Genomic DNA, 12,484 nt, shown 5'->3' on the forward strand with positions numbered 1-12,484 from the left:
ATGATATTCAGCACAATTTTCAGAAATCAACAGGATAATTTTCAGCAAGATATTCAGCTTAATTTTTCAAATTTTCACGCAGAAATTATTCGGCATAAAATTTAGAAATCAGAAGGGTAGAGGTCAAAAAAAACATTCGATTTTGCAAAATCTTCAATTTGATAACGCTCCTCAAATATTACGGACAACGGAAAGGGGCTTTGCGAGGTGCGGGCTACTGCAAACCGAAAGTGGAGAGGAGGACGAAACTCTAGCAAAAACTTTTTCCATTTTTTAAAATTACGAAAAAACTAAAAAATGGAAAAGTTTTTTGCGGGTATTTTCTAAAAACTTTCTGGGATTTCCTTCAACCCCGCATCTTGCAAAACCCATGTTATATGCTGTGCTTTCTATGCGGTTTGTAAATATGCAGGAGAGCTGAGGGAAATTTATTCTTTTTTTAGCGTGGGCAAAAAGGGGGAAGGGAAATGCTCTTTTTGTTTTTCTGCTGGTAAAAAGCGTCGGGCAAAAACAAAATGTGCATTTTCCTTTGCGTTGGCTCATCTTTTTTGTTTTGTTTCCACCAATGATAAAATATTATTTGCCATCGCTAAAATATTAAATTCCATTGCTAAAATATTATTCGCCATCAGTAATTTTATAGTTTCCGGTGATAAAATACTATTTACTGTCGGTAATTTTGTCAAAGACTATGCTAAAATATTGTTTTCCGTCAGATAATATATATCCGCCATTGTGAAAAATAAAACCGCCAAATTGAATTTTGCATTTGACGGTTTTACAATATTATTCTCCCTTTCTGACTTTGAACTCTAAACCGCTTACTTGCTTGTATTGCGGACTTGTTGCGCCGAAAATACTTTTAACATACTGCTTCACTTCTTTAGCGGTTTGAACTATTCCCGACAATGGATTATAAAGGGTTTGGTTTCTTTCAATCATCGCATTGCTGTATAAAGTGTAGGCGTTGATTAGGTTGGTATTTTTGGTTTGCAATTCTAGAAGTTTGTCTTTTAGGGAATCAACCTGCAAATCATTTTCATTGGGAGCGTAAACTGTGTTTTGCTCCAAAACCTGAATAACATTTGCGAAATGGTCAATCAATCTGTCATAGGATTGTTGAGAGGTTGAAATGGTTTTTGCAGTTTCGGGAGTTGTCGTAGTATTTTCGGTAGGTTCTTCTTTTTTTGCGCTAGAGGTTGAACCCTGCAATTTTTTGTTTACGAATTTCAGGTTGTTTTGTGCCAATGTATCTGCGCCTGAAACTGCAAAAGCGTTCACAATTTTTGTGGAGAGAGGTTTAAGGTCTTTGAATGCGTTGCGCCTTTCGTTGGTCGCATTGTCAAAATTGGTTTTCTGTGCTTTTGAAGCCGTGAGTTTGTCTTGCGCTGTCTGATACAATGCTTTGAGTTGTGGGATTTTCAAACTCTCTTTGGTAGGATTGTAGGTTGCGCCGTATCCTTCGCAAAAGGATATCAAATCTTCAAAGTTTGCAATGTTTTATGCGTGTCCCATTTCTGATGTGGAAGCCATAATATTCTGTGTTTTTGGTTGATAAGACAAATTTAATTTTTTTTCTCAATTTAAAAGAATTTTATTTGCTTAAAACCTTAACTCGGCTCCTACCATTAAATTTCTAGGATATAATGAATAATTTATTTCTGTTACACTTAAATCATTAATTGATTTTGTTATAAATTCTTTGGCATTAAAAATATTATTAAAGGTTAAGTTAAACGTAATTTTATCATTAAATAAATACTTGCCTTTTAAATCAGCAAAATAATAGCTAGAGTACGAGTTCGAGGTGTTACCAATATTATATAATTCTTGGCTTAATTGGAAGGTTGTTTTTTTACCAAAACTCCCAATTACATCAAAATATGAATTCCAATTTGATGTCTTTTTTGATGATGAAATTTTTACGAAATTTTCTGACCTAGTAAAACCAAAATCAAAATTTACACTTTTTTTCCAACCACTTTTAACTCCCAATCCATAGCTGTAGTTAATAGTTGTAATTTTTCTTAATTCTGAACTATTTATCTTATTGAAATATGTGTTATAGCCTCCATTTATTGTAATTTTAATATTAGATGCAATTTTCTTTAAATAATAATTAAAAGTAGAGGAGGCGAGCAACATTTGTTTATTGCGAACTAATATTTCATCTGAAACAACATAGTTTGGATAAATAAATGAGCTATCACTTAAATAGTCTAAAAAATTAGTATAGTTGATAAAATTATTAAAAAAGAATCTATCTGTCCAGCTACCATAATTATAAAAAATACTTCCGCCATAGTTTCTTAAGAATGTGAGATGTCCATATCCTTTGCTAAATTGTCTCAAACGATTGTTAATATAATTTGGTATTAGGTTCTGAATTTCCACATTTGATTGGTTGAAAAAAGAATTAATACTTATGTTACTCTTCTTATTTATATCCCACTTTAAATCTATCGAAGGATTTAATAATATTTTTTTATTTCTATCATATTTGTTAGTTGTCAATCTATTATCTAGACCTATAATTTTAATATTTGGAATCAGTTCAAATTTATTAATTATGTAGGTGTATTTGCTTGAAAGTTCTATTGAAGAATAACTATATTGCATATCATTTGAAAAGAGTGGATTGGTATAAGTATTTTTATTTACTGAATCTATAACTGCAAATAAACTATTTAATTTTTGTTGGTTATTTTCAAAAGACAATAAAATTTCAAATAAGTTATCATTTTTCTTTTTGTTTAGATAACGAGCGTTAAAGTTGAAATAACTTAATTTTGAATTAAAGGCTTGTTCAGCTTTACTACTTGTTTGCGTGTTAGGAAAAAGTTCTTCATAGAAAAAATGATTGAGTGTATACTGACTTGGTGAATTTTCATCAATAAAACGTAAAGAAGTAATTAATGCTTCTTTTTCATTAAATTTATTTGTAAAAGAAAGAGTTTGGTCTGTGGATTTCTTGTTTTCACTTATATTTTCAAGAGTTGGTTGAGAATTATAAATAATTGAATTATTATTTTGTTTTTGAGAATAGTTATATTTTATTATATAATTAATTGTTTGGTTAAGCTTTCTATCAAAATTTAGTTCAACTTTACCAAAGATGTTATTATTATTTATGCTTATATCATTAGATTCAGAAATTTTGAAGGGATTATTGCTGATATCATAGTTAATATTTGTGTGATTAAAATAATTTTGATTTTGATTATTATAAAATGTAAGAAATTTTATTTTTAATTTAGGATTTATATTTATGATGGAGTTGGCAGATACCATTTTATCATTATTAAATTTACCTCTTACCTCAATATGTGATGGCAAATATATTGAAGAATAGAATGGCGAATAGGCTTCAATACTTTTGGTATTGGTTTCAAAATCAGTATCATTAACAGGTGATATTAAATCCCTAATAGAGCCTACTGCATCAAATCCAATATTGTTAGCATTTGCCAAAAAAAAATACTTACTTTTTTTTCCAAAACTCATCAAATTAATTTTGGAATCGTAATTTTTGTTTGGATAAGTAGAATTCATAAGATATATAGTACCAAACCACTCTTTTTTTGCATCATTCTTTAATTTTAGATTTAATGCAACTTTGTCACTGTTTTCAATGCCTTTTAAATGTTTATTATTTGAGTAATGTTCAATTATTTGAATTTTATCAATTGGTTTAATTGACATGTTTTTTGAAATAATACTATATCCCTTTCCAAAAAAATCGTCATTTTCTATCATGATTTTTTCAATCTCTTTATTGCCGACTTTTATTACACCACTATTATCAACATTTAATCCAGGTAATTTTTTTAGTAAATCTTCAAGCGAATTTTCATTACCTTGCATGAATGCTTTAGCATCCAGTTCAATTGTATCTTTTTTTATTTTTATAGGTTTTGATGAAGTAATAATGACTTCTTTAATTTCTTTAATTTTAACTTTACTTAAATCAAAATTGATTTTAATATTATTTGCTGAATTTAAATGAATTTGTTGCTCTACTTTTTCATAACCAGCTTTGTTTATGGAAAATTTATATTCTCCTGCATTCTTAATATTGATTTTAAATTCTCCATTGTTTTTTGAAAATGTATATGCTATAATCTCATTATTAAGATTTGAAACTAAAATTGAAGCATTAAATATTGGCGTTTTAGAATTTTCATCAAAAACAAAACCTTCGGCAAAAACTTGAGCGAAGGTGTATTTTGAGAATAATATTATTATAAAAAAAATTATTTTTTTTTTCATTCAAGCTCTATTCCTTTTCTTATTATTGCTTTTGAAGTAATTTTAGAATTTCTATCCCCCAAAGAATTTAATCTGTCAGTAATTTCAGTAAGATAGTCGGTAAGTTTCTTATTATAGTCTTTAGAACTTGTAATTTCCAAATTAGTAGGGACGGGGTCAATGGCTTTATCAGTTGAACTAATTTCTATTGCTTCAAAGAAGACCTCATTTCTTTTATCCTGTGCTTCCAATATTAACCCTGGTAACCCATTAAGTTTCCATGGTCCAAAAAATGTAGGAAAATCCATAGTAAACCAAACCACATAGTCTCTTCCTTTGAAATTTGTTAATGCTTTAATGCACTCATGATTATTTATTTTTCTTTTTTCTGTAGTTATTTTCCAGATAGGAAGTTCCAAGGAATCAATAACTAAAACTTGTGATTCAGAATTTATTTTCTTTTTTATTTCAGATATTGTAGCTTTCTCAATATCAAAAAATAATTTATGAGTGCTTTTATCGGGTATTTCAATTTTAAGAATATTATTTTGGTCATTATATTCTTTATCAATTGCATCTTTTTCTGTTAATTTAAATTCAAAGACTGATGCTTTTTCAGAAAATAATAGTGTTGAATTATAATTTTTAGAACCATCAAATAAAGTTATCATTTTGTATTTTACAATCAGATTACTTTGTGCATTTATGAATATTGATAAAAAAAGTGAGATTAAAATTTTCATTATTATAAATATTAAAAAACAAAAGGCAAATTTAATGCCTTTTGTTTATTTGATTTTGTTATGCTAATGCTGCAGTTAAAGCAGCTTTTGCTTTTTTAACAGCTGCACCCAATGCTGAAGCTGCTTTCGAAGCAGCTACTTCGCAAGTTGTGGAAGTATAAGATGCACTTACTGTTACTGTAGCTATTCCAACTGTAATTTCAGCAGACATCGTTATTGTGCATTCATCAAGAGAATTTTTATTTTGCTTTACAAAATCTGCTAACATTGAGTTTGCTAAATCTACAATTTGCTTTTCACTTAAGTTTGTGACGTTTCCAAGTTTGATATTAATACTTGTTTTATCAATTCTATTTTCAATAGAATTGACATTGTCAACTTTTGAGGTGTTTGCAAAAGAACTTGTTATCATAAATAATGATAAAACTAAACTAAACATGATTTTTTTCATAGAAATAAATATTTTTTTGCTCCTTTTTAGGACTTGAGCAGTTAAATTCGTCCTTTTGCTATTTTATCGTGTAGGCATATTTCACTATTTTAATTTTTTTCTTTCGGTAATTAAAAGAAACCTGCAATTCGTAGCTACTGAATTTAAATTAGCTTATACACTAATTCGTATAGCAAAAATGTACTTTTAATTTTGATTAAAGTGTAAAATAATTTACATTTTTTTAAAAAAAATTAATTATATAACAAATGTTTATTATTTACAAAATGCACTCTTGATATTCCTAAAAAAGATGCTAATAAGTAATCAGGCAATTCTTTTACTAAATGCGGAAAATCTTGTTTTAAATATTGAATTTTTTTCTTTAAATCATATGTGTTTAACGCTTCAAATCTTTTTGTGTATAATGCGGTATATTCTTCTAATATATCAGTATAAATACTTTTTAAATTAGGCGTAGATAACAAAAGAGTTCTAAAATCAGTGTTTTTTATACATAAAACTTCAGCATCTTTTACACATTCAATGGTTTCATTATTTTCAGCAAAGCCTTTAAAGCTATTAATATTGGTAAGAAATCTATTTTCCCAAGCAAACATTCTTGTAATCTCTTTTCCATTATCATCAATATAATAAGCCCTCAACAAGCCTTTTGTTACAAAAAATGCTTTATTACATGGCGAGTTTTTTTCAATCAAAATTTGTTTTTTTTTGATTTCTAAAGGTGTAACAAGTTTTTTCAGTATAATTTTTTCTGCTTCAGTAATTTTATTATACTTTTCTAAAAGTGCAAATAGTTTTTCATGCTTCATTTCATTCTTGTTTTAATATATTATTATGAAAGGTGTAGGAAAGATCAGTTCTTTTGCAAAATAAGCGAAGGATTTAGCTGCGGCTTTTTGCAAATGTGCTGATGCGCGTTGGGAAAAAAGGTGCTGGAAAAAAAGAATAAATTTTGCGTTGGGAATGTAAAAATTATTCATTTAATATTTTTTTAGATTTCTACAATTTTTCTTTTGTTGGACGCTATTTTGGCAGCATAGCATATAACGGTTTCGGGCTTTGCGTTCGGGCGGGTTTCGGAGCACAAACGCCCAATTTATTACTAAAGTTTAAAAGAAATACAAAGCTCCAGGTTTGTACGACAGCCCGCCTGACGCAAAACCCTTGTTAGCTGCTGGCGTTATTTCTGATTTAGTAACCAGTTAATTAATTCGTCATTATCCACAATACTCCAAGAATGTGGATGTCTTTTATTATCCGGTTTTCTGTAACCTTTCTTTTGTGTTGTAATTAATTCTGCGTTTTGATTTCCAAGTCTATTTAGTTCATTAATCATTGCAGAACATTCTGTTGCATTCATATTTGTCAAGTCTGCATTTCTTTCTTTTAACCACCAATCTACGTCTGGTTCGGTATAAATTCTTAAAGGCATATTGGTCAGTTTTTTTATTGCGGTTTGATTGGTGTCTGAAAATGAGTAAGGTGAAAGGTTGTAATACTGGTTAAGATTAGTTTTTGGACTTCCGCCAGTTTCTTTTTCAAGTCTTTCAATCATATAGATGTTCTCTTGATTGGCTTCGTTGTCTTTTGAAAGTCTAATATCTCTTTTTGCTGAATTGTAAAATCTTTCAAAGTCAAGTGGTGGGTCAATAGCAAAAACGGCAGTTGGTTTAATCATAGTATTTTCAGCATATTTTAGTGCACAACTTCCTCCAATTGAAAATCCACCAACGTAGAATTTTTGGTCAATCAATTTGTGTTTAGATGTTACATCTTTTAAAATTCTGTCAAAAGTTTGTTGGCTTAAACTGTCAACTCCAAAAGATAAAACTCCGTCTTGAAAAGTAGGGATAATTGTTAATATTCCATTTTGAGCTAACTTTTTTGGCAAGTCAGTCTGCTGTAAAACATTCTCTGCTGTTTCTCCAAAACCTGGAACAAGAAACAAATATCCTGTCCAAGGAAGTTTTGGTGGATATACTATTGTGTAACAGTTTTTTGTTGTGTCCGTTTTGTCAAGAAAAATTTTCTCGATTTTTGGGTTAGATACTTTCTGCCCATTACAGTTAATAGTAAAAAGTGAAAAAGTCAGAATTATTAAAAAAAGTCTATTCATTTGTTTGTGTTCTTTGTTTTGCGGAGTGTCGTTCTACGCTTGCAGCTAACGGTTCGGGGCTTTGCGAAGTGGCGGAAAATCGAAGACGAAAGTTTCGATTTAGACGGAACGTAGCAAAAGCCAATTTCTATTTGCTAAATTAAAGAAAAAAGCCAATAAAATTGGCTTTTGCGGATTAAAATGTACAAACTTTCAATTTAGACTTAAACCCGCCATTTTGCAAAACCCTTGTTGTGCGTAGTCTTTTTAATTTCTGTTGTAGCCAAATTTTCGAGTTAGTAAAGTTTCTTTCCACCAAGATTCTCGATTTATTATGACTTCATCATTAATTGTTGATTTATAAATGTCAAGAATTGAATACTCAAAATTGTTTTGGATATGTTCAAATTCGATATTTTTTAGTTCAACATTTCCTTCGTGTCCGTTGTGTATGTAACTTTTCCATCTTCCAAGTAACATTGTTTCTCCGTAAGCTGAACCAACATACATTTTTCCGTTACTTTTGTCTGTTATTAGATAAACCGCTTTCTGATTTTCCAATGCAGTAATCCAGTTGCTTTTTGAAACAACTCTTTTTAAATCTTTCCAGTTAAGCCTTACATTTTCATAACCCGGAAACAAATCGTTATCAAACGTATCTTCTAAAATTTGTATTACGGAACATTGGTCTATTACACTTTCAGCATTTCGAATTAGGTTTTGGGATTTGTTTCGGAACTCAATAATAAGTCTGCCAAAATATTTTTCATATTCTTTCAAAGTTTCATATTCATAACCAACAGCATTATTCAAGTTAAGGTCTTTTGTGATGATGCTAATGTCAAAAAGTAACCATTTGTGGTTTCTTAACTTTATAAAGCCAACAGTTATATCTCCGTTTTTGAAAGATTTCTTTTTATTGTAGTTCCAAAACTGTCCGTTCAAGAGTGATTTTTTGTCTTCTTTGAAAAATCTCAATGGGTCATAAGAACCATTACTTTGATTAAATCGGACTTTAACTTTTCTTAAATCAGAAAAGTTTAGAATATCGTTTAAGTTTATAGACATTTTGTAGTATGGTTTTATTCAAATAATTCTGCTATTCCAGCGATGATTAACATTAAAATCCAAAAGGCAGAGAAACCTAATGCAATATATAAATACCCTTTGATTTTTTTATCGTAATTTTCTTGTTCATATCCTGACATTTCTTGCGAAATAGCAACCTTTTTTTGATTTCCTAATTGCTCTCTGTATCCACCTTTGAAACGTTTATCTCTCACAATTTCAGTATCATATTCGTATTGATAACTTCTTTTTGAAGTTTTGTTACGTCCCATAAAATACTTGAACAGTAAGATTGGTATTCCGAAATAAGGAAAAATAAAAGTAAAAATGGAAGCAATGACTAATTTTAAGCCGACGTTTTCTTTTTTTTCAATGTAGTTGTTACTCATAAGTTTAGGATTATTTTAAAATATATAATGCAATTAATATAAAAGCAAAAAGGAAGTAAAACCAATATTTTTGAATAAATCTTTTTGTTCTGATTTTTTTTAATTCTGCTTCAACGTGTTCTGCTTCATTTGTTGCATTCATAAATTGAAGTTTTGTTTTTACTTGTCCAAGTTTTTGATAATGTGCTTCTAAATATTCATTGGAAGTTTCTTCTTCATCAGAATTATTAGAACTCCAACGATTACTTTTAATTTCAGTAATTAGGTTTAAAGCAAAATTGAATAATTCATTTTTCTCATCAGGTAATTCCTTTTCTAAAACAGAATTTCTCTTTTCAGCAAGTAAATTAGTTCTGTTGTTTAATGTCTTCTTTTGTTCGAGTTCAACCAACTTTTCTTCGAATTTAATTTTTTCTTTAAATTCTTGTTTTTGCTGTTTCAATTCTACATTTTTTTGTTCTCGGATTATTTTTATAGGTGTAGAATGTTTGTCTTTAAAAACTACATTGCTTAACCATTTTCCAGAATTTTTGCCTATTTCTCTTTTAAAAGATTTGAAAAAAACACTCATAGTATTATTAGTTTTAGCTGGTGTAAAATTAAAGTTGACGTAAGACAAAATATGTCGTTATGAAATTTTTCTTCAATATTATGAACCATAAGTATATTTAATTTGTCAAAATTAAATTTTTGTTCAGTGATTTCATTACGGAAAACCGTAATTTGAAGATGTTTTTTGGTAAGATTACGCACAACGGGAAACGGCTTTGCGATGTGCGGGCTTTTACAACTGAAATTTCTACTAAAAACTGCATAAAGCAAAAAAAGTTTTCCGCTGACTAAATTACGAAAAAAATGGAAGCGGAAACTTTTTTTGCGACTAAAATTGACGAAACTTTCAACGCAAGAGCCTTCAACCCCGCATATTGCAAAACCGATGTTATCTGCCGTTTTCTTATTTCCATAGTATACAATTTATTTAATTAGTCAGTTTTCAATTAATTATCTTGTTTTGAAAATTATCGGATTTAGCAATCTTTACAATCCTTTTCCTTAAAACAGAATTAAGATTTTCATTTTTCTTTAGAATTTTAGAATTCAAATATCTCAACAAATCTTCATCTGTTTTCGTGGAATTAAATGCGGAAATCAACTCTGCTTTTCCTCCTTTTTCTAATATCAAATCGCATAAAACTGCTCCAATTACATATTGAGGATTCGTGTTTTCATCCAATTCAAAAAAATCAAAAGGTTTTGAAAGATTGATTTCCTGATGTTTTTCTAAATATTCATAAACTCTTTTTGTGTGATAAATCAAAGGTTTTCCCAAATGCGCCTTGTCTTTTGAAATATATGCCGAAATTCCTGTCAACAGCAATTCGTGTGCATTTGGAAAATGTTTGTTAATGAAATGTGTAATCTCGTGAAAATGATTTGCTCCTGCTTTTTCAGTAGCAAAAATGAAATTATTCTTCTCTTCAAAATATCCGCATTCTTTGGACATTCCTTTGCTGAAGATAAATTCGTAGCCGAGAATATCAAAAATATGGTCACAATTTTTTGCAATGAAATAAGTGAGTTTTTCGGGTTGAACACTGAAAGTTTTACATAAATCCAAATAAAAATTTTCTGCTTCATCAATCTCGTTTTGCTTCAAATCATAATCAGGTTGATAAATATATTTGATGTTTTTCGAATTAGTCGATTTCCAATTTTTAGTAATTTCAAAAAGATAATTGGAGAGTTTGAATTGATTTCCTTCTTTAATCGCAACAACATTCGTAATGGCAAAAACATCTTTGTTTTCCTGTTCAAAAAGCGATTTTATCAAATATTTGTTTTCGAAAATTTGATTAATACTCAAAATCCGATTATCAAAACCCCAATTCATAAGCGATGGATTTAGAATTCCTTCCATATCCAAAACATTGAAGTTCGCAAGATTCTTCGTTTCACTTTCTGCCCAAAAATCTTTGGAATTACTTTTAAGATAGGATTGCCATAATTCTACAATTGATTTTGTATCGCTATTGTTAAGATTTACATTGAAGTTTGTTGTAAAAGTTTGCGCCTTTAATCCGATTGCAAAAACCATTAACAAAAAGAAAATTCTTATTTTCATCACTTTCAAAAATATCAAGTTTTAGTTTTTCTTCATTTCCGCATATTCCTCATAAAAATGCTTATTCGGTTTCAGATAAACCACATTTTTTTGAAAATCTATAATCGCATTAAATCTTTTCAAAACCTCGTTTCCTAAAAAATTCGTTTTGTAACCCGCGGATTTATTGTAAGAATTTATCTGTGAAGGAATATTTTCTAAAAAATATTTTCCAAAATATAATTTGGGAAGTAAAACCGATTTCAAAGGAATTTCTTCATTTTGGCTGTTATACATTTTTGTTTCTTTAATAAGTTTAAATTCTCCAACCTTTAAATTATTTTCATTGAGAATATCATTGTCTAACATTATTGCTCTTTGATAACCGCTGTCAAAAAGAAAACGAGTTTTGTTTTTTTTGCCATTATTTTCTAAATCTACAGAAATACAAAAATGTTCTTTCATAAGTTCCATTGGGAATTTTTCAAATTCTTTTCCAATTTTTGGAAGTTTTGAATAAACAATCATTATATTTTTGTCATAATCAATTTCCAAAATTTTTCCGTCGAAAGCATTCCAACCGAACATTCCGTCATTTCCTTGTACCGTTGTTTCAATCGGATAAATTTGTTGATGTTTCCAATTCAGATTTGAAATTTCAAAATTATTGTCGGAAATATCTTTCATTGTCAATTTCAAACCATTGGGATTTAGATATTTTTTAATTGCTTCTTTTGTTAAGTAAAAATCAACTGAACCTGTGTCAAACATCAATTTTATAGAATCCTTTTTGTTTAGAACAGCATTCACGGAAATATTATTGAATTCAGTTAAATGAAATGGAATTGTTTGGCGAAAAGTTGTTTTTGTTTTAGAAAAATCTACATTTTTCGGACTCTCAAACCTTGTAAAGCAAGAATCTTTTTTGTTGAGTAAAATAATAAAGTCGAATTTTTGATTTGGTTTTAATTTTACTTCAATGCTGTCAATATCTGTAACAAGTTTTACTTCCTTATATTTTGAAACTTTTCCTGTGGTGTAAACATCAGGTTTTAGCTTTGGGTTTAAAGTCCAATCAGTTATTATTTCTTTACTCTCAATAATTTTTACATTCGGCGTATTTGAATAAATGGTAGTTGCATTTTTCTGCGCAAAAATTATTGAAAAAGTAAAAATAAATGCTAATGAATAAAAAATCTTCATATTTAGACACGGTTTTTATAAAATGGCAGATAACGGTTTGCGGCTTTGTGAAGTGTGGACTTTGATTATCAAGTACTTATGTAATCTCAACGCCAAGCAAAAAGCCATTTTTCTTTTGCTAAAATACAAAAATTTGTAAAAGAAAAGGGCTTTTTGCGAATAATTTCTCAAAAATTTCAACGC

General features: G+C 29.0%; 12 protein-coding genes. All 12 read right to left on the minus strand.

The window, feature by feature from the left end; translation table 11 throughout:
* Window positions 1–279 precede the first annotated feature (279 nt).
* Window positions 280–543 (minus strand): hypothetical protein, encoded by a 264-nt coding sequence (locus EIY84_RS11160; RefSeq protein ID WP_124643195.1) that lies wholly within the window; start codon window positions 541–543, stop codon window positions 280–282.
* Between the two features lie 243 nt (window positions 544–786).
* On the minus strand, window positions 787–1,479 hold the full coding sequence (locus EIY84_RS11165; protein ID WP_241154786.1) for a hypothetical protein: 693 nt from the start codon (window positions 1,477–1,479) through the stop codon (window positions 787–789).
* Between the two features lie 123 nt (window positions 1,480–1,602).
* Window positions 1,603–4,269 carry a carboxypeptidase-like regulatory domain-containing protein gene (locus tag EIY84_RS11170; protein ID WP_124643197.1) on the minus strand — a complete coding sequence of 889 codons (2,667 nt, stop codon included), beginning with the start codon at window positions 4,267–4,269 and terminating at the stop codon, window positions 1,603–1,605.
* Entirely contained in the window at window positions 4,266–4,991 is a 726-nt protein-coding gene (locus tag EIY84_RS11175; protein WP_124643199.1) for a GLPGLI family protein, read from the minus strand. The genes EIY84_RS11170 and EIY84_RS11175 overlap by 4 nt, the downstream gene beginning before the upstream one ends.
* Before the next feature lie 58 nt (window positions 4,992–5,049).
* Window positions 5,050–5,442: a hypothetical protein gene (locus EIY84_RS11180; protein ID WP_124643201.1), complete on the minus strand. Its 393-nt coding sequence runs from the start codon at window positions 5,440–5,442 to the stop codon at window positions 5,050–5,052.
* Between the two features lie 233 nt (window positions 5,443–5,675).
* Window positions 5,676–6,254: a Crp/Fnr family transcriptional regulator gene (locus EIY84_RS11185; protein ID WP_124643203.1), complete on the minus strand. Its 579-nt coding sequence runs from the start codon at window positions 6,252–6,254 to the stop codon at window positions 5,676–5,678.
* 371 nt (window positions 6,255–6,625) lie between these two features.
* The gene (locus tag EIY84_RS11190) at window positions 6,626–7,561 is read right to left on the minus strand and encodes an alpha/beta hydrolase (RefSeq protein WP_241154787.1); all 936 of its coding nucleotides are present in this window, start codon (window positions 7,559–7,561) and stop codon (window positions 6,626–6,628) included.
* Window positions 7,562–7,807: 246 nt separating this feature from the next.
* Window positions 7,808–8,608: a GIY-YIG nuclease family protein gene (locus tag EIY84_RS11195; protein ID WP_124643205.1), complete on the minus strand. Its 801-nt coding sequence runs from the start codon at window positions 8,606–8,608 to the stop codon at window positions 7,808–7,810.
* 14 nt (window positions 8,609–8,622) lie between these two features.
* The gene (locus EIY84_RS11200) at window positions 8,623–8,997 is read right to left on the minus strand and encodes a hypothetical protein (protein ID WP_124643207.1); all 375 of its coding nucleotides are present in this window, start codon (window positions 8,995–8,997) and stop codon (window positions 8,623–8,625) included.
* A 10-nt stretch (window positions 8,998–9,007) separates the two neighbouring features.
* Complete coding sequence (locus tag EIY84_RS11205) at window positions 9,008–9,568, minus strand: hypothetical protein (protein ID WP_164472046.1); 561 nt, start codon at window positions 9,566–9,568, stop codon at window positions 9,008–9,010.
* A 423-nt stretch (window positions 9,569–9,991) separates the two neighbouring features.
* Window positions 9,992–11,122: a hypothetical protein gene (locus EIY84_RS11210; protein WP_164472047.1), complete on the minus strand. Its 1,131-nt coding sequence runs from the start codon at window positions 11,120–11,122 to the stop codon at window positions 9,992–9,994.
* Between the two features lie 18 nt (window positions 11,123–11,140).
* Window positions 11,141–12,301: a hypothetical protein gene (locus tag EIY84_RS11215; protein ID WP_124643213.1), complete on the minus strand. Its 1,161-nt coding sequence runs from the start codon at window positions 12,299–12,301 to the stop codon at window positions 11,141–11,143.
* Window positions 12,302–12,484: the final 183 nt, after the last annotated feature.

The sequence above is a fragment of the Amniculibacterium aquaticum genome, from assembly GCF_003852705.1.
Lineage (GTDB): Bacteria > Bacteroidota > Bacteroidia > Flavobacteriales > Weeksellaceae > Amniculibacterium > Amniculibacterium aquaticum.